The sequence below is a fragment of the Blastopirellula sp. SH421 genome (assembly GCF_057808535.1).
The window spans coordinates 5,910,080-5,933,162 of sequence record NZ_CM173712.1 but is presented as its reverse complement, the minus strand read 5'-3'; the positions used below and the strand labels follow the sequence as shown (position 1 = coordinate 5,933,162).

Sequence of the window (23,083 nt, the reverse complement as noted above, 5' to 3'; positions counted from 1 at the left end):
TCTATCCTTGTAGTGACTTGTCGCTCTCGGATACTCCGAAACTCCCTCCCCACCTGTCCTCTCATTTGCTGCCTAGGAGAATATCGATGAAACGCCATCTATCGGGCGCACTGTTGATCGCGCTGGTCGCCAGCGGCGCTGGCCTGCTTGCAGCTGAACCGGCTGCAAAATCGAACAAAGTGACGTTGGGCGATCCGGCGCTCACCTCCGGCATCCCAGGCGAAGGTCCCATTGAAATCGCCGAACTTAAAAAATGGCTCGCCGACCCGGCCAACCATGAGCCGTTGGAAGTAGAGCTCCCCTATGGCATCGCTGCTCAGGCAGGCAACATCGTCGGGCTCGACAAAAACCCAATGACCCGCGCCAAGATCGAGCTCGGTCGTCAACTCTACTTCGACAAACGTCTCTCGTACGATCAAACGATCAGCTGTGCCGATTGTCATCATCCGAGCAGCGGCTGGGCCAAAGAAACGCAGTTTGGCGTCGGCGTGCAGGGCCAAGAAGGCAATCGCAACTCGCCGGTCAGCTTCAATCGCATTCTCAGTGGGCCGCAGTTTTGGGATGGCCGCGCCGCAACGCTAGAAGATCAAGCGATTGGTCCGATCGCCAATCCGATCGAAATGGGGCATACGCATGACGCTTGCGTCTTGTGCCTGAACGAAGTTCCCGGCTATGAACTGCAATTCAAGCAAATCTTTGGCGACGAGAAGATCACGATCGAAAGCGTCGGCAAAGCGCTCGCAACCTTTGAACGAGCCATCGTCACCGGACCGGCGCCGTACGACTATTACGAAGTGCAACGTAACTTCGAGAATCAGCTAGGGGACGAGATCAAGTTCCTAGAAGAAGATGATCCCGATCTCTACGAGAAATACACCGCCGCCGTCAAAGGGGCGAAAGACATGTCTGAGTCGGCTCGTCGTGGTCGCGAGATCTTCTTTAGCGAAAAAGGAAACTGCACCGCGTGTCACGCCGGCGCCAACTTCACCGACGAGCAGTATCACAACCTAGGCGTCGGAATGGATGCCAAGAAGCCGGACCTCGGCCGTTATGAAGTCACCAAAGACGAGAAAGACAAAGGAGCCTTCAAAACGCCAACGCTGAGAAACATCGCTCAGACCGGTCCGTACATGCATGACGGTAGCCAGAAGACGCTGAAAGAAGTGGTGGAGTGGTACGCCAAAGGTGGACACCCGAATCCGCACCTGAGTGATAAGATGAAGAAGCTCAACCTAACCGAGCAGGATAAAGAAGACCTGGTCGCGTTCATGGAAGCGTTGACCGGCGAATTTCCGGCGGTCGAAACCAATCGATTGCCAAAGTAGTTAGCTGCGGTGGACAAGTTGAATCAGAAAAGCCTGCTCAGTAACGAGCAGGCTTTTTTTGTCTTCGTATCCTGTCGCTCAAGCGGATCTACTTTTCAGCTTTCTTTTTACCGAGTGGTTTGCTGATGAGCATTTTTAGCTGCGACCTTTCGTCAACCAGTTTGCCGGCGGCGATGTCGGCTTCGGTGAACTTGGCCAGCAGGATCTCGCCATCGGCTGCTCGGTTGCGATCGTAGGAGATGTAGATGCGACCATCGGGCGCCTGAAATCCATCGGGATAGCTGACCCCTTTACGCTCATCCAGCACCAGACCACCGCTCCAGGTGTTTCCCTCGTCGTCAGACAGCCAGGCCGAAAGCTGTACGCGTCCGGTGTGAGCGTCGATCTTGTCGCCGTGCTTGATTAACAAGATCTTGCCCGAGTCCAAGCGTCGCACATGAAACCGCGCGTTGGGCTGCTGGATGCCGGCCGGTGCTGTCGGTTTGGACCAAGTTTTGCCACCGTCGGTCGAGGTCGTCTGCATGATCCCTTTCGCAGTGCGGGCCAACATCCACAGCGAGCCATCTTTCCGCTCGACGATCATGTGCTCGTGCCAATCGGGATTGGGAAACGTCACAGCGCCGCGGCGTTGCCAGGTTTGGCCTTGATCACTGGAGACGAAAACATTCGCGCCGCGCAGCGGATCAAGTTCGGTAAAGCAACCTTTGAATTGTCGGAAGCCTGTCCGCTGATCGAGCGAGATCGGCAACATCCACTCGCCGGTCGACAACACCGTCGGTTTATTGAGCGTCACGCCGTGCCAAATCCTACGCGGCTTCGACCAAGTCGGCTCGTCCGCATCGGGGTTCTCACAAACGGTCGCCCAGACCCCTGCTCTGCCGTCGAACATATCCATCGACTGATCAAAGATCAGCCAAAGCCGCCCCATTGGATCGGTCCAAAGATTACCAACCAATACGCTGCGATCAAGCGGCAAGTTGGGCGAATGCGAATCAACCACCAACCGCGGCGGCGACCAGGTCTCGCCGTCATCATCACTGCTGGCCAACACAAAGAACGCTTTGGGGCTATCACCGCCGGCGACCCAGCAAGCCCACAAGCGACCTTTCGGCGTTCGCTCAATCCCGATCGTCATTCCATAGTCGAGCTTGTCCAGTCCATACTCGGGCAGCGGCTTGGTATTGAGCGTCGGCGGAATCAGTGCGAGATCAGCGACTTTCTCCATCACTTCGATTTCGAATGCCCGGGCTTGTTCTGGCGTCATCGACGCGAAATCTTTTTCCTCCCCGCGAGCGAAGGAGAGTGAGGAGAAGGCAATCAGTGCGCATAGCAGCAGGCGAGAAACTTGCATGGGGTGGTCTCGTCAGGCGGATGGGGGAACATGGTGGGGGCGAGATGCCGATGCTATTCTAGTGCAGACCCGGGAAGAATGCACACAATTCCGCTTCGCTTTCGGGCGTCACCGCTCCATGCGTCATGCCTTAAAATCCTTGACTCCTCCTGCACTTCCCACAGCTCACAGAGTCGTAGAGCCCAACCATTGTGCAACAGTAGGCGATTAACCCAGCTCCGCTCGCCCAATCAACGTGTACCGCGCCCCGCGACGTTCCAGAGCACTCGCATAGATACAAGCTTCCATCGCCGGCGAGACCCCAGCTTCAAACTGGGCGTGTTCCTCTAAAAGTTCTGTCAATCGCTCGACGTGCGAAGAGTGCCGTTTGATCCGGCCTAGCGAGAGATGGGGGTGATACTTGCGGGCTGTTTCGGGATAGCCGATGGCGGCTAGTTCTTCGGCGATCGCATGTTGCATTTGGCAAAACGCTTCGTTGCCGTGCGTCATCCCCAGCCACATCGTGCGTGGACGCGAGATATCAGGAAACGCACCCGCGCCGGCCATCGTGAAGTCAAACGACGGGACCGACGCTGCGCCGCGCATCGCCGCGCGGCTGACGTCAATTGTTTCTTCTGGCGTGATGTCACCGAGGAAGCTGAGCGTGATATGCATGTTATCAGGCTCCACCCACTTTACGTCGGCGTTGCTCGTGGCCAGCTTATCAATCAGATTCTGGGCGCGGCGTTTGACTTCGTCGGTGACGGCAATTGCGATAAAGCAGCGCGTTACATTCATCGTGGTTCTCTCGGCTGCTTGATCTTAACGAGGCTTCGTTAGAAGCTCAGCATCTGGCGATATTCTTTGAATCGGGCGTCAACGTCGGCCCGTTCGATCTTCTTCATCTTTTCAAGGCTGAAGTCTTCGACGTTGAAGCTGGCGACCACCGTGCCGTAGGCCATCGCCTCTTTCAGAGTTGCCGGGGAGAAGTCATTCTTCTCGGCCAAGTAGCCCATCATGCCGCCTGCAAAGCTGTCACCGGCGCCGGTCGGATCAATGACGTGTTCGGTCGGATAGGCGGGCATGACATACGTCTCATGCTCGGAGAAGAACATCGCGCCATGCTCTCCCTTTTTCAGAACGACAAACTTCGGTCCCATCTCCAGCACTTTGCGGCCCGCTTTGACCAAGTTCTCTTCTTCGGTCAGCTTCTTCGCTTCGCTGTCATTGAGGACCAAGCCATCAACCTTCTTTAGCATCGCTTCGAGATCGTCGCGGGCAATCTCGATCCACAGGTCCATCGTGTCGGCAACCACCAGCCGGGGGCCAGTCATCTGCTCCAGCACTTTCATCTGGGTCGACGGTGCGCCGTTGGCCAGAAATAAGAAAGGAGAGCGACAAAAATCTGCCGGTAAGGTAGGGCTGAAGTCTTCCAGCACATTCAGATGAACTTCTAACGTGTCGCGGTCGTTCATGTTCGATTGATACTTGCCGGTCCAGCGAAAGGTCTCGCCGCCGGCAACAATTTCTAGGCCGGCCGTATCCACATTGCGGCTCTTCAGCATCGCTGTGTGTTCGCTCGGCCAATCTTCGCCGACCACGCCGACTAGTTTAACGCCGGTGAAATAGCTAGCCGCATACGAGAAGTAGACCGCCGAACCGCCGAGAACATCTTCGCGGGCTTCGGTAGGAGTATGAACGCTATCCAGGGCGATAGAACCGACGACAAGCAAAGGCATAACAGCGGCTTCCGGGGAAAGACTGACGACGTTGATCGGGCCCGCTCTGATCGCAGACGCCCAGCAAAGGGGCTAATTATAAAGAAAGTAGGGCCGTCTCGTCGACCGGACCTCTTTCGGGTCTTGAGAGTTCAGGGGGCCGGCGTCAGTTCCCAGTGGAGGGTCGTGATTCGCCCCTGTTCGGCTTGCAACTCTTCATCGCTGGCGTATTGCTTGGCCGGAATCTCGCGGGCCATGATCGACAGATCGATTTCACTTACCTTCCAGGGCCAGGGTGAGATTTGAAATCCGCCAGCTCCTAGCGGGGTAATCTGCAGGGGAATTTTGTCAGGCGTCGCCATTTGATAGGGCTCGGTCCGCTCGGCTATGCAGAACCAGAGGCTGAGCCAGTCGAAGAAGCGGAGTTCCTCCAGTGCGCGTTGGGCGCGGGCTTGGGTCCGATCGCGGTCGCTGACCATCCATTGGGCGAGCCAGAACTCGCATCTTTGCTCGTAGTGCCGCAAGAAGATCACCCCACCCGGCGTATGCGCCGATTCGCTTTCAGATCGGAGGATCGAAAAATGTCGCGCCACCATATATTGCGCCAGCGGTCCCCAAGGAGCGACCGCATCAATCGAATGTCGCCAGATTGATTCGGCCTCGGCATGCGGCATATCAAGAAACGACATCGGCCGCCCTGTCTGACGATCGACACGCGGTAACGGATCCCATTGGTCCCAGCCATCGTCGTGATGATAAATGGCCGGCAACGCGTTTTGACGACAGGGGAGATCAATAAAGGGCCCGGCGCCCCAGGCTTCAGCAAGTCTGCCTGAGACGTGCGCGTGCGCCGTCTGAAAGATCAGTTGATAGACCGGCTCACCGGCTTTGTTGATAGCATTGCGTACAATCATGGGACAACTCCATGACTAATTTTACCCGATCAGCGCGTGGTTGTGAAAATTGGCGCGCAGTGGGGAGCAACTTTTCGGTCGCTTCGAGCACGATCTGGCGCCAAAAATTAGACGACTCGCTCCGGCGGAATTTGCAGTTCGCTGCTCGATTCCAGGGCTTCGGCGACTGCCGGCAAGACGCCGGTCCTCCGGTAGATGGGGGTGACATGTTTTCGTAATCGGGGCAATACGCAAGAGAAGCTGATGGCGCCTACCAAGCAGCAGGCTCCGCTGATGAAGATCGCAGTCGAAGTCCCGTAGCGATTGGCGATCGCACCAGCGATTAAGCTGCCGATTGGCGCCGTCCCCATAATCGCCATCGTATAGAGGCTCATCACGCGGCCTCGTTTGTCTTCGTCGACAATCGTTTGCAGCAACGTGTTGCCGCCGGCCAGTTGCAGCATTAACGTAAAGCCCGTGACCATCAGCAGTCCTATCGACAACGGCACGCTGCGCGAAAAAGCGAACACGATCATCGCCGCCGCGTAGACGATACCTGCCAACGCCATTCGTTTGCCCAGACCTAGTACGGTCCGGCGCGAAGCGAGATAGATTGCGGCGCCCAGCGCTCCGGCGCCGGCAGCGCCGGTCAGCAGGCCAAACAGTTCAGGACCACCTTGTAGCACATCACTGGCGACAGCCGGCAGCAAGACCGCCATCGGCATTCCCATCATGCTGATTAGCCCCATCATCAGCAGCAATGCACAAATCGGCGGGAAGCCAAACGCGTAGCGGAATCCTGCGACGATCCCAGCGCCCAGTTTGGAGCCCGGCACGCGACGCAACTGCGGCAAATCGCGCATCGCCACATAGGCGCCGATGACGGCTATATAGCTAATCGCATTGAACAAAAAACAGGGGACCGCGCCAAAAGTGGCCAATAGCAGACCGGCGGCGAACGGACCGACCAAGCGCGTTCCGGTGACGATCGATGAGTTCAGGGCAATCGCATTTGGCAAATCCTCACGCTGCGGAACCATGTCCACCAGAAAGGCTTGGCGGGTGGGCATGTCAAACGCGTTGGTCATGCCCAAAATCAAATTCAGCAGAATGATCTGCCAGACTTCGATATGGCCGGTCAACATCAATGCTGCGAGTGTGGCCGCTTGTGTCATCGCAATTGATTGCGTCAGTAGCAGCGTACGGCGACGGCTAAATTGATCCGATAACGCTCCGGCGACCGGCGCCAAAAAGAAAGTCGGTATTTGACCGGCAAAAGCGACGACACCTAGCAGCAGCGGCGAGTTGGTCATCTCGTAGACCAGCCAAGCCAGGGCCGTTTGCTGCACCCACGTACCGATCAGCGAGACGCTTTGCCCCAACAGGAATAATCGATAGTTGCGATGAGCCAGGGCGCGCACAATCGACCTAGGCCTCGTTGAGACGCTTTGGGCAGGATTGAAGTGGCGTGCCATTTAGCTGCGAATTCTGAAGGACTAGCAGTGCTGCATCTTTCAACAATGATTCGCACGCAAAGAATATCCGGCAAGAGCGCCTGCATGAACATTCATTCATCTGCCGCCTGCAATTTGGCCACTCGTGGGAATCTGACGCTATTGTTTTTTGCTAAGCTTTGAGACTTGCTCGGCCCTGATATCGAGAGCGTCGACCGGCGGCAACTCCCCATTCGGCGGCAACTTGGGCGCCGCCAGCTTTTGCAAATTGGGTAGCATCCAACCCAGCGCTACACTGCCAGCCAAGCAGCATGCGCCACTGACCATGATCGAGGTCATTGGTCCATAAAATTGAGCGATTGTCCCCGCGATCAAACTGCCGGCCGGCGCCGTGCCGAGTACGGCCATCGTGTACAAGCTCATTACGCGGCCGCGCATCTCTTCGTCGACGATCGATTGCAGCACGATATTACCGCCGGCTTTGACCAGCATTAGCGAGAAGCCGGTGATTGCCAAGATCCCGATCATTCCTAAGGGGCCGGATGCCCAGGTAAACAGCAGCATCCCGCCCCCGTAGATCATTCCTGCAATCACAATCCGAATCCCTAGGCCAGAGATTGACTTGAGCGAGGCCAAATAGATCCCCGCGAAGATCGCGCCAACTCCGGTTGCGCCGGTCATCGCACCGTATAGATCAGGCCCGGCATGTACCAAGTCATCAACCACCGCCGGTAAGACGACCGAGCCTTGCATCCCCATGACGCTGACCAGGCACATAAACAATAGCAGCGCGTAGATCGGCGGAAATCCAACTGCATAGCGAAAACCGGCCAGTATTCCATCGCGCAGCTGAATGGCGGGTGCCGCCGCTTGTTGCGGGATGTTTTTCATCATGTACAGCCCCGCGATCACCGGCAGAAAGGTTAACGCATTGATGAAAAAGCAGAAGGCTTCTCCCATCGCCGCTAAGAGGACGCCGCCCACAAAGGGGCCAACCAAGCGGGCTCCATTCATGATCGACGAGTTAATCGCGATCGCGCTCGGCAGCGTGTCGCGGTCGTCAATCATATCGACCAGAAAGGCATGCCGCAGCGGGACTTCGAATGCGTTGATCACTCCCAGCACCAGGCTGAATGCAATTATTTCCCATTGATTGATCTGCCGGGCCCAAACCATCCCCGACAACGCCGCAGCTTGCAACAGTCCCAGATATTGCAATAGCAGGAGAACGCGGCGGCGATTGAAACGGTCAGAAAGAACGCCTGCGACCGGCGCTAGAAAAAAAGTGGGGATCTGACCAGCGAACGCCACCAAACCAAGGACGATAGTCGAATGGCCCAGTTCGTAGGTGAGCCAGGCCATCGCGGTGTACTGCATCCAGGTACCGGTCTGAGAGATAGCCTGACCGCCGACGAAAAGGCGGAAATTGCGATCGTACAGCGCAGAACTGATTGGGGAACGCGGCGATTGCGAGTCATTATCACGAGGCATGTGCGCACGAATCTGGCGGTAACGGGGCGAAGCTTTAGCCCGAATGTTACTCGCTGCGTACCCCGGCCGGCTACGACGAAGAGCAAGATTTTCACCGCAGGCCGTACCCCTAGAAGGGCCGCAAGGCAGGCCACTGCTTTGATGTTAAGGGAAAATGCAAGCTTATTTACGAGTTGTCGCACAGAAATGAGGATTCCTGGCACAGGGCCGCGCAGCCTCATGCTCGAGGGCAGCTAGACTGTGGTTAGATCGGTGATGTTACGAGATATCGACAAGCAACATCTCCAAGAAATTCATCCATAGCCGCTGCTCGCCAGTCTCTCCATCTTGCGCGCCTTAATCGCGTAAACGCGATCCTGGTATTTAGCTCTGGTTTTATTAATCTTTTTTTCAAGGAGCGATAGATGCATGTACGCAAATCGAGCGGCTTTACGCTCGTCGAACTTTTGGTCGTGATCGCGATCATCGGGGTTTTGATCGCACTCTTGCTGCCTGCAGTGCAGCAAGCTCGTGAAGCGGCGCGTCGCATGAGTTGCAGCAATAAGCAAAAACAGCTTGGTTTGGCGCTGCACAACTACCACGACACATTTCAAGTTTTTCCGTATGGCTATCAAGACCAAGGAGTCTTCCACAGTCGCGGGACTTGGATGCAGCTGATGCTGCCGTTTATGGAACAGAGCAACGTCTACGATCAATACATGTCGGCCAATGTCGCTTACGTGATGGACGTGCCCAAGGCAATTAAAGCTTTGCAGTTAGATGGGCTGCGCTGTCCCTCTGAGTCGGAGAGTCAAGCCGAAGGCGGGAACGGCGACCTTCGTCCGACGGCCGATCCAACCTATGGATTTCAAGGCAACTACATCGCCTGTACCGGCGACGACCTAATGCTCTACTCCAACGCCAACAGTCAAAGCAGCACCTACATGAAAGGCGCCTTTTTCAATTTGTCAAAAACGAAGATGGCGTCCTTTATCGACGGCACATCCAACACGCTGGTCTTTAGTGAATCCATCTGTCGACCAGGAACAGGAACCAGTTGGGGAGACGCTGGTGGATATTGGGGCGGAGCGCCGCACGGTTCATACGGTTTCACCACCATGGAAGGCCCCAACACCAGTCTGCCGGACGAAATCTATCAGTGTAAGAGCACTACTTTCATCAAGTCGCCGTGCGCTTCGATCTCTACCACCAACACCAAGGTCAACTTCGCTCGTAGCTACCATCCCGGCGGCGTAATGGCGACCTCTGGAGACGGCTCGGTCTCCTTCTTCAGCGATACGATCACGCTGTCGCTTTGGCAAGCGCTCGGTACGTGCCGCGGCGGTGAAATCAATATCGGCTCATAACAGATTGACTCAAATGAGCAGCATCTTTACAAAATTAAATCCAACCATGAACAAGCACTTATTTCCAATCCTTCTGTTTGCCGCATGCGTCGGTTGCAGTGGGGGGCAACCAAAGTCATATCATTTGCAAGGCGACGTAACCTACGATGGAAAGCCGATCGAAGAGGGAGCGATTATCCTGCGTGACGCCGAGCGACAAGGTCCAAGCTTTCGTGGCGAAATCATCAATGGTCAGTTCAGCATAGATGCTGCACCTGGCAAAAAAATCGTCCAGTTTCGCGCTCTGCGCAAGACGGGTCGCACCATCGAAGCCAATCCCGGCGAAGTGATTGACGAAACGGCGGAGTACATTCCGCGCAAGCACAACTTCGAGTCGACCTTAGAAATCGAAGTCACCAGCGATCAAAAAGATCTAAGCTTCGAGCTCGCAAAATAGTTGGATTGTCCACTTAAATGGCCAATGTCAGGCGATTCGCAGCGTGCGGGTCGCCTGGCTTTTTGCGCTGCGTAAACTAACGAGAATTTCAAGGGGTATCGTCGCGATCCCTTCTTGTCGGAACGTGAATCGCTTCGGATGTTCAGAGCTCTAGCGTAAGAAAGAGACGCCGCGATGTGGACCCAAGTAATCGTTGCTGGACTGTGTATGTCGCTAGTTGTTGGAATCGCCTTTCCCGCCAGTGCTGACACCTATCCCGGCACAGAACCGCTGACCCAGCAAGGCGACATCGCCGCGCAAATGATCGCCGGGATCGATCGATTTCTGCTAAATAAAATCGACGCTTCGATCGCCAACCGCGCGCAGCGTTGGCAGTGGGACTTTTCTTCGCCGCAGCAGCATGAGCAAGCAATCGCCGCAAACCGAGGTCGCTTGGCGCACTTGTTGGGAGTGCGAGAGTCTCGCGTGCCGTTTGACGCCCCTAGTTTGCTGGCGACGACCGAGCGCTCGGCGCTGGTCGCTCAAGGAAACGGATTTGATGTTTACGCTGTTCGGTGGCCGGTTTTGAAGAACATCCACGGCGAAGGATTACTGCTTGTGCCGGTCAATCGCAAAGTGGTTGCCGACATCATTGCGATTCCCGACGCCGATCAGACCCCGGAACAAATCGCCGGTCTGGCGGACGGTATCCCGGCGGAATCGCAATTTGCCCGCCGCTTGGCCGAAAGTGGTTGCCGCGTGATCATTCCAACTTTGGTCAGTCGTGAAATGTCAAAATGGGGCGGTCGAGCGAATCTTTCAAATCGCGAGTACATTTATCGCTCGTCGTTCGTGCAGGGACGGCATGTCATCGGCTTCGAGATCCAAAAGATCTTGGCCTGCGTCGACTGGTTCGCCAGCGCGCAAGAGGATACCGAAATCGGCGTCATTGGCTACGGCGAAGGGGGAATGCTCGCTTTATACAGCACGGCCCTCGACAGTCGAATCGATCGAGTGTACGTCAGTGGTTATATCGCGCCGCGTGAAAAGATCTGGCAAGAGCCGATCGCTAGGAACGTCTTCGCACGGCTCGAGCGTTACGGCGACGCCGAATTGTTGAGCATGATCTGGCCGCGCACCTGCGTGGTAGAACGTGCTGCGCATCCGGCCGTTACGCTGCCCGGTGAAGGAGGCGCTCCGGGCGAGATTACGACTCCATCCGACCAAGCGGTTGATCACGAACTGGCCCGAGTTGCGATCGCCGATCACCTGATCATCGGTCCGGCCGAAGGCGACAGCGCTAGTCGTCCTTTCGGCCGCATGTTGGCTTCGTTCCTGCCCAATACCGCGACGCTGGCGGCAGATGGCGCAGCGCTCAAGCCAACGCAAACGCTCGACGTCGCTGCGCGACAGCAGCGGCAAATCACAGAGATGAATGATTTTGATCAAGCGTTGATTCGTGAAAATGATGTTCGCCGCAAGGAGTTTCTGAAGGATCTGAAAACCTCGTCGGTTGACGCCTATGTGGAAAGCGTGAAGCCGTATCGCGAGTTATTTTATGACGATGTGATCGGGCGCTTTGATCAACCGCTGCTCCCGTTTAACGCCAAGTCACGCAAAACGTGGGATGAAGAAAAATGGGTGGGCTACGAAGTGACGCTCGATGTTTTTCCGGATGTCTTCGCCTACGGCGTCTTGCTACTGCCGAAAGATCTACAGCCGGGTCAACAGCGACCCGTGGTCGTTTGCCAGCATGGTCTAGAAGGTCGCCCCACCGATCTGTTTGATGGCTCGAACAAAGCGTACGCTAACTTTGCGGCGACCCTGTGCGAGCAAGGGTATATTGTCTTTGCACCCCAAAATCCGTATATCCACCAGGATCAATTTCGCACGCTGCAGCGCAAGTCAAACGCGTTAGGCAAGACGTTATTCTCGACAATCGTGCCGCAGCATCAGCAGATCGTCAATTGGCTGAAAGCCCAGCCGAATGTCGATCCAGAGCGAATCGCTTTTTATGGGCTCAGCTACGGCGGCAAGTCGGCCATGCGGATTCCGGCGCTGGTGCCAGACTACTGCTTGTCTATTTGCTCTGGCGATTTCAATGACTGGGTGCTAAAGACAGCAACGACGCAACACAAGTTTAGCTATGTCTGGACCGGCGAATACGAGATCTATGAGTTTGATCTCGGCGGCACGTTTAACTACGCCGAAATGGCGGCGTTGATTTGTCCGCGCCCTTTCATGGTCGAACGAGGTCACTTTGATGGCTGCGGCGATGACGAATGGATTGGTTACGAGTTCGCCAAAGTCCGCAATCTGTATCAGGCGAAACTCCATCTGACCGATCGCGCCGAGATCGAGTGGTTTATCGGCGGTCACGAGATTCATAGCCAAGGAACGTTTGCATTTTTGAGCAAACATCTAAACTGGCCGCATTAGCCATCGTTTCTAGCGAGAACTCGCCTGGGTTTAGCGGCGAATCCCTCTCGGGGTTCGCCTTGTTTTTTGCGCTGACCTTGTTCTGCGTTAAGATAGAGGGCTTTGTTTCACCGCTTCTGTTTTCCCTCTTACTTGGACCAGCGGCATGGGCAGCTTTGTCATCATCACCGAAGAACCATACGAGCCAGGCTGGCTTGCGCGCACCCTGTTTGGCGCGACTCCTCGTCCGCGCCCACCGCGACCGGCCGAGACGCTTGATTTGACTGCTACTGCCGACAAGATTGTCACTGCTTTTGTCGAACATGATTACTTGCACACACCGCTTGCGCCGCCGCTCCACTCGCCAGCAGAGACTCACGCGACGCGGACGTTATTTGTCGATAGTGGAGATCGGCGGGTTTGGGCTGATCCTGGTCTTGAGTGGCTGCATCTCGCGTTTGAGCCGCGCTGCTTGCGGACCGATATCGACTCATTGCTGAAGCCGGTGACCCACGCCGATGTCTGGCCTGATGCAGAAATGCCTGATTCGATCGACCCGGATGAAATCGTTGCGCCAACGCTCGATATTCATCTCTTTTCACGTCCGATCGAACTAGTCGATCAGACCTATGACGCGAAAGTGGGGCATCCTTGGGCAATGATCGAATTCCACTATGGTGATTTATTTCACGAAGGTCGTCCTCGGCGTTGGAGCGAAGAGCAACCGCTGGCCATGGATCTCGCAAAAATTTTCGGTTGCCGAGTCGAAGCGCGGCTGCTGACCTAACGCGGCGAATTTTAGGCGCAGAATTGCCGATTCTTACCGAAGCCTCGCCGGTTTTATCGAAAAGTCTGGAGAATCATTTCTTTTCCAGTAGAATCGAAAGCTGTCGTCTCGTTGCCGGAACTTGCCAACGGTGTACAAGCGACGATCCCCCTGCCCCTTCCAGCCAACTCCTTCCCTTAGGAACATGCCTCATGGCTTTGCCTGACAAATCAACACGACGTGATTTTCTCGTCGCTTCCACCGCGACTGCGACCGCCGCATCGCTGGCGACTATCGTGCCGTCGACCGTGTTTGCCGCCGATGGCCAGGTTGCCGCAAACGACAAAATTACCCTCGGCGTGATCGGCATCGGGCCGCGTTGCACCTACGACCTGAAGTCGATGCTGCCGTTTCGGGATGTGCATTGCGTTGCGATTGCTGATGTCCAGGCCAGTCGCCGCGACGCCGGCAAGACGTTGGTTGACTCGCACTATGGCAACACCGACTGCGTGTTGTATCAAGACTTTCGCGAACTGCTCGAACGCAAAGATATCGACGCCGTCCTGATCGCGACCGGCGATCGTTGGCATTCGGCCGCATCGATCTTGGCGGCCGAAGCAGGCAAAGATGTTTACAGCGAAAAGCCGTGCGGCATCACCATCGCCGATTGCCAGAAGCTGGCCGATACGATGCATCGCGAGAAGCGAGTCTTCCAGGCCGGCACCCAGCGCCGCAGCGTTGCGAACTACGCCAAAGCGGTCGAGATCGCACACTCCGGCAAGCTCGGCAAGCTACACACGCTGCATGCTTCGGTTTACAAGCCGGTGCTTGAAAACAGTTGGCTGCCGGCCGAAACAGAGCCGACCCAAGAGGTCTGCGATTGGAACCTTTGGCTTGGCCCGGCCGCTTGGCGTCCCTTCAATCAGGGCTACGTCAACGGCAAATGGCGCGGCCAATGGGACTTCGATTCTGGCGCGCGACTACTCGACTGGGGCGCTCATACCGTCGACCTGTGCCAATGGGCCAATCAATCGGACGACACGATGCCGATCGAGTATGTGCCGAGCGAGCAAAACATCGTTTGCACCTACGCCAACGGCGTGAAGCTGATCCTCGACTTCCTACCAGAGCCGTTCGGCAAACGCGAGCCGTTCTACATTACGCGCTTGGGCACTTGTCCGGTCCGTTTTGTCGGCGATCAAGGCTGGGTCGAAACCGGCGATAGCGGCGAAATTGTCATCTCGCCCGAGTCACTGCAGAAAGAGCTGCCCGACGCGACGAAGCGAGTCAACGGGCTTGACGTTTCGACGCATGCTCGCAACTTCTTTGATTGCATTCGCACGCGAGAAATGACCGCCGCCAACCAAGATGTGATGCGCCGTTCGCACATCGCAAGCCACGCGGCGGCACTGGCTTGGATTTTGCGACGCAAGCTAACGCTTGATCCAGTCAAAGAAGAATTCGTCAACGATGACGAAGCCAATCTGTTACGCTCGCGCGGAACCCGCGACTGGGCGATGTCGTAACATCAAACGGCGTGTGGACTAGGCCTTGGCCTGGCAATCCGCTTGTTATGATTTTGATTCACAAAGAAGCAGGCTGCGTTTCTGCTGCCTGCTTCTTTTCTTCTACCTGCTGCTTGATCTGCTTGTCGACAGCGCGGTGATGATCCCAGTTTCCGTCAGCACCCGCTCGGCGCTGGTCTAGATTCGCCAAAATCTCGCTTGGTCCGTACATTATTACCACATCTCCAGCTTGTAGACGGGCATCGCCGCGAGGTGTGCCTAGATATTCGCCGCTGGTCCGTTCGACGCCTAGGACCAGCACTCCTTCTTCTGATAGACGCAAACCGCCCAATTCTTTATGGGTGAGCCAATCATCCGGCTCGACCTTCATCTCGATCACCGTATAGCCGTGCGCTAGATGCAGCAGATTGGAGTAGTCACGAATCTCCAGATTGGTCCAGCGGCGCAGCGCCCATTCGACTAGACGGTTGATCGACCGATCAACCCAGATGCTTTGCGAAAGGAACCAGAGCGCCCCCATACCGCCTATCAGCACTCCTCCGCGGACCCACAAACTGCTACCGGGGCCATTATGTTGACCGATAAACGAGAGCATCAACGACGAAACCGCGGTGACGATTCCCGCGTTACCCAGCAACATCAGCAGCATGATGATTCGCCGCCGGACTGGATGCTGCGTCACCTTATCCGATTCTGAAGTCGTGAACCCGGCGCCGGTGAACGCCGATCGCGCCTGAAACTGTGCCAACTGATGCGATATCCCAGTTAGCACCAGCGCCAGAGTCGCGATCCGCACGACCATCAATGAGATGACGATAACCAACAGCAAGGAGATGATCGGGAATAATGACGCCATGAGAGCCCCTCTCCTCAAAAGTCTTAACAGCACAGACAACTACTGTTAAACAATGCAAACCGGGCGCCAACCGGATCAAACCGGTAATAGGAGCGGTATCCGCCAGAACTTGCTTGAATATCAACCGCATTGAACGCAATACGCCCAGGCAAACGAGTTACAATCGCTAGCGTGTTGAATTCGACCGAATCACTCGCCGATCAATCCCGATGCCACTGCTCCAATCGTATTGGGATCACCATACGGATTCCCTCGCTCGCGCTGCGGGCTATGAAGAGGATTCCCCTCCGCGCATAAAAAAACCTGCGTGCGGACGCAGGTGGGTCTCTGGGGATTGCTCGGGTAGTGTCGCCGCTTTAGGCGGCGGCGCGATCGCTGTGCGATTGCGCGATGGGACGCTGCGGCATGCGGATCGATGCCGCGGATTCGTGACGGTCAATCTCGGCTGGCTGCAGTACGACAGGGCGTTCGCCGCGAGCGCCGCTGAGGTGCCCCATTAGCACGCCGATTGCTTTGGGACTGGGCAGCGCCTTTAATGTTTGAGCCAACACTTGGTTCCAATAGCCGGCCGTTTCTAGCTGTTGCGGATGGCGGGCTCGTAACCGTTCGGCGGCTGCAGCCGCGGCATAGTCACGATCTTGCTGCAGCGCTTCAGCTTTAATGATCAGCTGCGACGCCGTGGTAGGACGGCTAAGCAGGCCTTGCGACTTCAACGAGTACGCGATGTCGAGATCGGCTGCTTGATCGCCCAAGGCTGCGGCGGCTGGAAGTAGCGGCTCTAGCCAACTACGGCGATAAAACGCGGCTAGGCGACTTGGACCAACCAGCGATTTTCCCTCTTCCAGCCGCAAGTAACGCCGATAGCCCAGCGAATCGGCGGCGACGCCGATCGACGCGATCGTATCGTCACAGCGTAGCGCTGGAGACACGGCGGCAACCGCTGGATCGGCGAACATCGACCGTACGCTGTCTGCCCAGCCCGCCGTGGCGACCACGCCAGATGCGAGTAGATGGACGATCTCGCCGCTGGATGCAGCAGCACCAATCATCCAGCACTCAGCGTCACTGATGGCGCTGCGGGCCTCGACGAATTTGACTTCGCCAGACAATTCGTAGGGGTCGGTGTAAAAACCGGTGTGAACGACAACGACGTCGGCGAAAGCGGGGCGATTTTCTAGCACCGACAGCATCGTCTCTTCAAGCAACGCTGCGTCATGCAGCGCCGGGATGATGATCGAGAGTCGCACAGATTTTCTTTCCTTCCGGCTTCGACGCTTAGCGTCGCATAATCAGGGGTGTGACCGTAAGCATTGCCGGCATGCTCACGTCAAGAATCTTCGGAACCGAAGGGCTCGCGAGTTTACCTGTTTCCCCTAAAAACGCTGGAGGCGCCAGAATCGCTGCTAGTTGTGCTAGCGGCGCCGTCACTTCTCTGCCCAAACCCCTAACAGAGAGATTAAAACCTCCACGCTCTTCTCCATTTCATCCAGGCAAGCCCATTCTAGCGGCGAATGTGGATTGTGCTGACCTGTCGAAAGATTAGGGGTCGGCAAGCCATGCTCGGTCAGGATCGAACCATCAGTGCCGCCGCGGATCACTTCCAGCCTGGGGGTTCGCGAAAGTCGTTGGTGGGCCTCGATCGCATAGGCGAGCGCACGCGGCTCCTTCTCCAGCCCTTCCCGCATGTTACGGTACTGCGGCGAAGTGACTACCACCAACTTGCACCCGGGCAAATCGGCTTCGACACTGCGCGCGGTCGATCTCAAAAGATCGGCCTGCTTGGAGAGTTCAGCGGTCTCGAACGAGCGGAGGATAAACTGAATTTCGACTTCAGCGACACCCCCTTTTACGTGGACCGGATGCACAAACCCATCGCGGCCTGCAGTGGTCTCTGGGGACATCATGTCGCGTGGCAGTCGATCCAGAAACATGCCGGCCGCTTTCAGCGCGTTCACCATCCGCCCTTTGGCGATGGAAGGATGGATATTCACACCGTGAACCGAGACGACCGCCATGTCGGCCGAGAAGGTTTCGGCATTGATTTCGTCGGCGCCGCCGCCATCTAGCGTATAGCAAACATCAGCCGCCAACCGCTGCAAATCAACATGATCGACGCCGTGACCAATTTCCTCATCGCAGGTCAGCAAGATTTTCACGGGGCCATGCGGGATCTGCGGATCGGCCAATAGCCGTTCGGCCATTTCCAAGATCACCGCGATCCCTGCTTTGTCATCCCCCCCCAGCAGCGTCGTGCCATCAGTCGTGATCAGCGTACATCCATGTAGATCGGCCAGTTCTGGATTCTCGCCTTCGCGGATCACTTTGCTGGGATCGCCCGGTAATACGATATCACCCCCCTCGTAATTCTGGATGACCTGAGGTTTCACGCCGGCGCCGGTAGTCTCAGGCGAAGTATCCATATGGGCGCAAAACGCGACAGTCGGTGCGTCAGCAACGTTGCCAGGTAGTTCGGCGTAGATAATGCCAAAATCGTCTTGTTCGGCGTTGGTGATCCCAAACGTTCGCATCTCGTTCGCCAGCAACTTCCCGAGCGCTAATTGTCCTTTCGAGCTCGGATATTCAGCGCCGGGAACTCCAGCCGTCGTATCGACTTGAACATAGCGGAGAAAGCGATCGAGAAGTCGTTTGCGGGTCATTCGGCCAAATCTCACACATTAGGTAACAAAGCGGGCGCTAGCTGTTCTATTTCACTCGCCCCAGCGACAAAAGACAACCTGGCAACTGCAAAGCGACGGGACTCTAGATATCGGTTTATCGCGGGCAAACGCCCCGTATAATACAGCAGTACCCGATTTGCGATGCTGCACGGTCCAGATCGGACAAGGAACGACAGATGGCTCGGAACGTAGAAATCAAAGCGCGTGTGGCCGATATGCCGCGGTTGCGTCATCTTGCCTCAGAGATCGCGAACCAAGGCCCCTGGACGTTGCATCAGGTCGACATCTTTTTTCACTCAGCCAGCGGCCGGCTGAAATTGCGGACGATCAACGAGACAGAATCTGAATTGATCTACTATCACCGCGCCGATCAAGCCGGGCCGAAGGCTTCGACCTATGTCCGCACGCCGACGACGGATCCTGCAGGCCTACGTTTTGTCCTGTCGGCGGTGCTAGGAGAACTGGGAGAGGTCCGCAAGCAGCGCACGCTTTATCTGGTCGGCCAGACGCGGATTCACCTGGACGAAGTTATTGGTCTTGGGAACTTCATGGAACTAGAAGTGGTGCTGAGCGACGATCAATCCGAGCCAGAAGGAGAGCAGATCGCGACCGATTTGATGGCGCGACTGGGGATTCGGCCTGCCGATCTGTGTGATGGGGCTTATTTGGACTTGTTCGGTACATCGCAAATTCGCCGGGCAGCGGACGAATAGCGTTCGATCGCGCATGCCGATTCCGTTTTGTTCGACTCGGGCCGACTGCCGCACTATGCTAGAGGGTATCTCCTGCCGTTTCGCTTTCCTGCTGAGATTCCTATGCCGCCTCGCTATCTCGCTTTGCTCTTGCTGTTCATATCGTGGCTTACTCCTCTTCAGGCCGAAGAAATTCCGCCGGCATTGGAAGAGTACAAAGGCCGGACGATCGCCCAGACGATGCACTATTTGGGAGCCCCTTGGCTGATCCGCGAATCGCGTGAACGAGAAGAAGACTGCACGACGATGGTCAAACAGCTAGGTCTGAAACCGGGAATGACCGCGTGTGACATGGGCTGTGGCAACGGCTTTTATACGCTGAAGATGGCCCAAAAGGTGGGCGATGATGGCAAAGTCTTGGCGGTCGACATTCAGCCCGAGATGTTGCGTCTGCTGCAAGCGCGAGCCGAAGAAGCCGAAATTAAAAACGTCGACCGAATCTTGGGTGATGTCCACGATCCGAAACTGCCTGTGGGAGAAGTTGACCTGATTTTGTGCATCGACGTCTATCACGAGTTTTCGCATCCCGTTCAAATGCTGGCCGCCATGCGCAAGTCACTAAAACCATCGGGTCGTCTGGTGCTGGTTGAATTTCGCGCTGAGGACGAAAACGTGCCGATCAAGCCGCTGCACAAAATGAGCAAAGACCAAGTCAACAAAGAGTTGACCGCCAACGGATTTCGCCTGGCTCGGCAGTTCGACGGCCTGCCGTGGCAGCATATGATGTTTTTCGCGCGGGATGACGCCCCGGCAGAGCCCCCCACAGAGACGGAACCTGCTTCTGAGTAAAGATTTACGTCGCGACTACCACGCTGGGCGGCTGTCACCTAGAATAGAGTTTTGCGCCTCCAATTGCCGTCGTCGCCTGACTCTATGGAAATTGATCAACTTTCCGACTTGCTTGAGAAAGACGCCGTCTCGGCCTCTTGGCTCCAACAACTGCGCATCGCCGATATTTCGCGTGGTCGCGAAAATATCCGAAGTCTGTCGCGACATGCGATTACTTCGGATCTGCTCACATTTCTGTTGAGCCAACTGGAGCGTCTGCTGCCGATTTCGAGCGATCCCGATATGGCGCTCAACAATCTCGAGCGACTGTTTCATAGCAGCCGCAGTCCGCTGTCGTTGGCCGCATTGTTTGAACGCGATCTTCGCTCGCTCGAGACGTTACTACGGATCTTCGCGACCAGTCAAGCGCTCGCCGACCAACTAATCAATGATCCCGAGAGTTTTGAACTTCTGCGGATTACGGATGGTCAGCCAATCGCACGACAAATGCTGGTCGATGATGTCGTCTACGAAGTCAAATCGCTGCAGGATGAAAAAGCGATCATGACGGCGCTGCGCCGCTTCAAGCGTCGAGAAACGCTGCGTATCGCCTATGGCGACGTGATCCGCGAACAGACAATCAGCGTGGTGACTCGGCAAATTTCGTATCTCGCCGATGCACTGCTCGAAGCAGCGGTCGCTGCTGCGTTTCGCCTGATGAAACCACGCTATGGTCGTCCGACGGTCAAAGCGGCTGGTCCCGGCGGTCGTCGCCCGGCACGATTTGTGGTGCTGGCGCTGGGCAAACTGGGCGGGGTCGAACTGAACTATTCTAGCGACGTCGATTTAATCTTTGTCTATGACGAAAATGGACAAACCGACGGTGAGAAGAAAATCACTAACGGCGAATTCTTCGACCGACTCTCGCAACGCGTTTTAAAGCTCCTAGCGGAGCCGACCGAACTGGGCGCTCCGTATCGCGTTGACATGCGTCTACGGCCGGAAGGAAGTCGCGGGCCATTGGTCGTGAGTCTAGAATCTGCGCTGCACTACTACGACGTGATGGGGCGAACCTGGGAACGTCAGGCGTTTGTTAAAGCGCGCAGCGTCGCCGGCAATCATGACCTTGGCGAAGAACTGCTGACCCAACTTGAACCGTGGGTCTATCGTCGCTATCTCAGTCGAGCCGACATCACCGGTATCAAAGCGCTAAAACGCCGCATCGAGAAGCTGGCGGAGCGCGAAACCTCGGACGACACCAACGTAAAAACGGGTCGCGGCGGGATTCGTGATATTGAATTTGTGATCCAGTTTTTGCAATTGCTCAACGGCGGCGACTTGCCCGGCATTCGAACCGGTAACACCCTAGAAGCGATCGCCGCACTCGAAGGCGCTGGTTGTCTGACGCAGCAAGAGCGAACCATTCTGGAAGAGAATTACGCCTTCCTACGCAAGCTGGAACATCGTCTACAAATCATGTTTGATCTGCAGACGCATACGATGCCGAGTGATGAGAAAGAGCTGACGAAAGTTGCGCTGCGCATGGGCTATGAGCATCGCGAAGGACAATCCGCACTCGTCGCATTTCAGCATGACTACGCCGAAAAGACAGAGCTCAATCGTAAGATCCTTGATCATTTGCTGCATGATGCTTTTCCCGGCGATGACGAGATGGCGCCGACCGTCGACTTGGTTCTCGATCCTGAGCCGGGTGATGAGACGATCGACGAAGTCTTGACCGCTTATGGATTTCACCATCCAAAAAATGCTTACGACAATCTGATGGCGTTGACGACCGAGAAGGTTCGATTTTTGTCGACGCGGCGCTGTCGGCACTTTCTCGCCGCGATCAGTGCGCAGCTGTTAGAAGCGATTTCGACCACGCCAGATCCTGACTCCACGCTGATCAATCTAGCGCAAGTGAGCGACTCGCTAGGCGGCAAGGGGATCTTGTGGGAACTGTTTAGCGCTAATCCCGCAACACTCAATCTGTACGTCCGACTTTGCGCTGGCAGTCCTTATCTCTCGAGTATCTTGATAAGCCACCCCGGGATGATCGACGAGTTGATGGACTCGTTGATGCTCGACAAACTGCCGACAAGAGATACGCTGGATCAGATTTTATCCGAGCTTTGTCGCGGCGCCGAAGACATCACCCCGATATTGCACAGCTTCAAAAACTTAATGCACTTGCGGGTCGGCGTGCTCGACGTCTTGGGAAAGAAAGATCTGCAAGCACGGCTAGAGACGCTGGCCGATATCGCCGAAATCTGCTTGAAACGAATTGTCGAACGAGAATACGATCACCTGAGCCAGCGCTTTGGCGAACCATGGTTGCCCGAAGATCGTCGCTGCGAAATGACGATCGTCGCTCTCGGAAAGTTAGGGGGTCGCGAACCGAATTATCACAGCGACCTCGACTTGATCTTTCTCTACGAAGGGGAAGGGCAAACGCATCCCGCCAACGGCAAAGGACGTCCCGGCAGCGCCACAAGTAACCAACATTTCTTTGGCCAACTAGCGCAGCGGATTTTGAAAGCGGTCAGCGAACTTGGCCCTTATGGACGTCTGTACGAAACCGACGCGCGCCTCCGGCCGGCCGGTAAAAATGGTCCGCTGGCCGTCTCGTTGGACGAGTTCTATCGATACCATGTCGAAGGTTCAGGACAGCTTTGGGAACGCCAATCGCTGTGCAAGGCACGTGCGATCTATGGCTCGGCAGATGCATGTCAGAATGTGGAGAAATGCATCCGCGACCTGATTTTGGCCAAGCCCTGGCGACCAGAAAACGCCTTGGAGATTCGCGATATGCGCCGCCGCATGGAAGAAACGGCGACCAATGCCAACTTAAAACGTGGACCAGGCGGAACCGTCGACATTGAGTTTGTCGTGCAAATGCTGCAACTAGCCTCCGCAGCAGAGCATCCCGAAACGCTTCGCTCCAATACGATTGACGCGCTCAAAGCCCTGCACGAAGTGGGGCGTCTGGCCGAAGATGACTTTGCTCATTTTCACGAAGCTTATATCTTCCTTCGAATTGTCGAAGCACGATTGCGTTTGATGAACACCACCGCGCGGCACGATCTGCCCAAAGAACGGCTAGAAGTCGCCAAACTCGCCTATCTACTGGGCGATATGAACGGCGCCCAACTGTTGCGCGAGTGTCGTAAACTGGCACGCGAAACGCGCCGCCGGTTTGAGCGCATCTTTAGCGAAGCAGCCCAGTTGGCGCCAGCGTCCTAGGTTTCCACTCGGATATCGCTTTGGCTGCAAACAATTCGCATAGAGGGCTAGAGACCTCCTCGATACTTATCGTTTGAAATGAAAGAAATTCGCGAACCTAGCGG

The 23,083-nt window shown here is 56.0% G+C and carries 18 protein-coding genes; 9 read left to right on the top strand and 9 right to left on the bottom strand.

Going from position 1 to position 23,083, the window contains the following annotated elements; translation table 11 throughout:
* Positions 1 to 86: 86 nt before the first annotated feature.
* On the top strand, positions 87 to 1,325 hold the full coding sequence (locus SH421x_RS24075; protein WP_488852562.1) for a cytochrome-c peroxidase: 1,239 nt from the start codon (positions 87 to 89) through the stop codon (positions 1,323 to 1,325).
* Positions 1,326 to 1,413: 88 nt separating this feature from the next.
* Here SH421x_RS24075 and SH421x_RS24070 read toward each other — a convergent pair whose 3' ends face one another.
* The 6 genes from SH421x_RS24070 to SH421x_RS24045 form a co-directional block, all read right to left on the bottom strand.
* Positions 1,414 to 2,676, bottom strand: coding sequence for a sialidase family protein (locus SH421x_RS24070; RefSeq protein ID WP_488852561.1), 1,263 nt, complete (start codon positions 2,674 to 2,676; stop codon positions 1,414 to 1,416).
* A gap of 207 nt (positions 2,677 to 2,883) precedes the next feature.
* A complete protein-coding gene (thpR, locus tag SH421x_RS24065; protein WP_488852560.1) occupies positions 2,884 to 3,453 on the bottom strand; it encodes an RNA 2',3'-cyclic phosphodiesterase in 570 nt (189 codons plus the stop codon).
* Positions 3,454 to 3,491: 38 nt separating this feature from the next.
* The gene (locus tag SH421x_RS24060; RefSeq protein ID WP_488852559.1) at positions 3,492 to 4,394 is read right to left on the bottom strand and encodes a PfkB family carbohydrate kinase; all 903 of its coding nucleotides are present in this window, start codon (positions 4,392 to 4,394) and stop codon (positions 3,492 to 3,494) included.
* A 131-nt stretch (positions 4,395 to 4,525) separates the two neighbouring features.
* A complete protein-coding gene (locus SH421x_RS24055) occupies positions 4,526 to 5,287 on the bottom strand; it encodes a DUF3891 family protein (RefSeq protein ID WP_488852558.1) in 762 nt (253 codons plus the stop codon).
* Positions 5,288 to 5,394: 107 nt separating this feature from the next.
* Positions 5,395 to 6,687, bottom strand: coding sequence for an MFS transporter (locus tag SH421x_RS24050; RefSeq protein ID WP_488852557.1), 1,293 nt, complete (start codon positions 6,685 to 6,687; stop codon positions 5,395 to 5,397).
* Between the two features lie 192 nt (positions 6,688 to 6,879).
* Positions 6,880 to 8,211: an MFS transporter gene (locus SH421x_RS24045; RefSeq protein WP_488852556.1), complete on the bottom strand. Its 1,332-nt coding sequence runs from the start codon at positions 8,209 to 8,211 to the stop codon at positions 6,880 to 6,882.
* A 404-nt stretch (positions 8,212 to 8,615) separates the two neighbouring features.
* On the opposite strand from SH421x_RS24045, the gene SH421x_RS24040 reads away from it, so the two are divergent.
* The 5 genes from SH421x_RS24040 to SH421x_RS24020 all read left to right on the top strand — a co-directional run bounded on the left by SH421x_RS24040 (position 8,616) and on the right by SH421x_RS24020 (position 14,682).
* The gene (locus SH421x_RS24040) at positions 8,616 to 9,557 is read left to right on the top strand and encodes a DUF1559 family PulG-like putative transporter (protein WP_488852555.1); all 942 of its coding nucleotides are present in this window, start codon (positions 8,616 to 8,618) and stop codon (positions 9,555 to 9,557) included.
* A gap of 46 nt (positions 9,558 to 9,603) precedes the next feature.
* Positions 9,604 to 9,993, top strand: a complete 390-nt coding sequence (locus SH421x_RS24035; RefSeq protein WP_488852554.1) for a hypothetical protein — start codon at positions 9,604 to 9,606, stop codon at positions 9,991 to 9,993.
* A gap of 174 nt (positions 9,994 to 10,167) precedes the next feature.
* Positions 10,168 to 12,411 carry an alpha/beta hydrolase family protein gene (locus SH421x_RS24030; RefSeq protein WP_488852553.1) on the top strand — a complete coding sequence of 748 codons (2,244 nt, stop codon included), beginning with the start codon at positions 10,168 to 10,170 and terminating at the stop codon, positions 12,409 to 12,411.
* 145 nt (positions 12,412 to 12,556) lie between these two features.
* Positions 12,557 to 13,177, top strand: a complete 621-nt coding sequence (locus tag SH421x_RS24025) for a hypothetical protein (RefSeq protein WP_488852552.1) — start codon at positions 12,557 to 12,559, stop codon at positions 13,175 to 13,177.
* A 191-nt stretch (positions 13,178 to 13,368) separates the two neighbouring features.
* On the top strand, positions 13,369 to 14,682 hold the full coding sequence (locus SH421x_RS24020; protein ID WP_488852551.1) for a Gfo/Idh/MocA family protein: 1,314 nt from the start codon (positions 13,369 to 13,371) through the stop codon (positions 14,680 to 14,682).
* A gap of 58 nt (positions 14,683 to 14,740) precedes the next feature.
* Here the strand turns inward: SH421x_RS24020 and SH421x_RS24015 are convergent, their stop codons facing one another.
* The 3 genes from SH421x_RS24015 to pepT all read right to left on the bottom strand — a co-directional run bounded on the left by SH421x_RS24015 (position 14,741) and on the right by pepT (position 18,195).
* Positions 14,741 to 15,538 (bottom strand): TrkA C-terminal domain-containing protein, encoded by a 798-nt coding sequence (locus tag SH421x_RS24015; RefSeq protein WP_488852550.1) that lies wholly within the window; start codon positions 15,536 to 15,538, stop codon positions 14,741 to 14,743.
* Positions 15,539 to 15,894: 356 nt separating this feature from the next.
* The gene (locus SH421x_RS24010; RefSeq protein ID WP_488852549.1) at positions 15,895 to 16,785 is read right to left on the bottom strand and encodes a glycosyltransferase family protein; all 891 of its coding nucleotides are present in this window, start codon (positions 16,783 to 16,785) and stop codon (positions 15,895 to 15,897) included.
* Between the two features lie 177 nt (positions 16,786 to 16,962).
* Positions 16,963 to 18,195, bottom strand: a complete 1,233-nt coding sequence (gene pepT, locus SH421x_RS24005) for a peptidase T (RefSeq protein WP_488852548.1) — start codon at positions 18,193 to 18,195, stop codon at positions 16,963 to 16,965.
* Between the two features lie 197 nt (positions 18,196 to 18,392).
* Between pepT and SH421x_RS24000 the strand changes: the two genes are divergently transcribed.
* From SH421x_RS24000 to glnE, 3 genes are all read left to right on the top strand, one after another.
* Positions 18,393 to 18,929 (top strand): class IV adenylate cyclase, encoded by a 537-nt coding sequence (locus SH421x_RS24000; RefSeq protein ID WP_488852547.1) that lies wholly within the window; start codon positions 18,393 to 18,395, stop codon positions 18,927 to 18,929.
* 102 nt (positions 18,930 to 19,031) lie between these two features.
* Positions 19,032 to 19,757 (top strand): class I SAM-dependent methyltransferase, encoded by a 726-nt coding sequence (locus SH421x_RS23995; protein WP_488852546.1) that lies wholly within the window; start codon positions 19,032 to 19,034, stop codon positions 19,755 to 19,757.
* A gap of 84 nt (positions 19,758 to 19,841) precedes the next feature.
* Entirely contained in the window at positions 19,842 to 22,979 is a 3,138-nt protein-coding gene (gene glnE, locus SH421x_RS23990) for a bifunctional [glutamate--ammonia ligase]-adenylyl-L-tyrosine phosphorylase/[glutamate--ammonia-ligase] adenylyltransferase (protein ID WP_488852545.1), read from the top strand.
* The last annotated feature ends 104 nt before the right edge of the window (positions 22,980 to 23,083 follow it).